This is a genomic window from Cellulomonas telluris (assembly GCF_004886325.1).
In the GTDB taxonomy this organism is placed as follows: Bacteria; Actinomycetota; Actinomycetes; order Actinomycetales; family Cellulomonadaceae; genus Cellulomonas; species Cellulomonas telluris.
Map to the genome: position 1 here is coordinate 1 of NZ_QXFN01000132.1, position 503 is coordinate 503.

General features: G+C 70.2%; 1 protein-coding gene. It reads left to right on the plus strand.

Features of this window, described 5'->3' with window-relative positions; genetic code table 11:
• The coding region (locus tag FB586_RS19660; protein ID WP_442319902.1) for a SecDF P1 head subdomain-containing protein at window positions 1–503 on the plus strand (503 nt) is incomplete at both ends.

Genomic DNA, 503 nt, shown 5'->3' on the forward strand with positions numbered 1-503 from the left:
GTCCAGCGTGACCAGAGCGTCGAGTGGGTCGTGGCCATCGACTTCAGCGGCAAGGGTGGCGACACCTGGGCCGACATCACCGGCGCGGCCGCGTGCAACCCGTCCGGCGACCCCAAGCGCCGGATCGCGATCGTCCTCGACGGCGAGATCATCTCCTCGCCCGAGGTCAACACCGGTGTCGGCTGCGACGTCGGCATCCGCGGCGGCTCGACCGACATCACCGGCAGCTTCACCTCCGAGGACGCCAAGGACCTCGCGTCCCTCATCGAGGGCGGTGCGCTGCCCCTCGAGCTGACCGCGATCTCCGACCGCCTCGTCGGTCCCTCGCTGGGCGAGGCCGCGATCGACGCCTCGATCGAGGCCGGCATCATCGGCATCGCCCTGACCGGCCTGTTCATCATCATCGTCTACCGGCTCGTCGGCTTCGCGGCGACCATCGCGCTCGCGTCGTACGCCCTGCTCGCCTACGCCATGCTCGTCGGGCTCGGCTCGACGCTGACGCT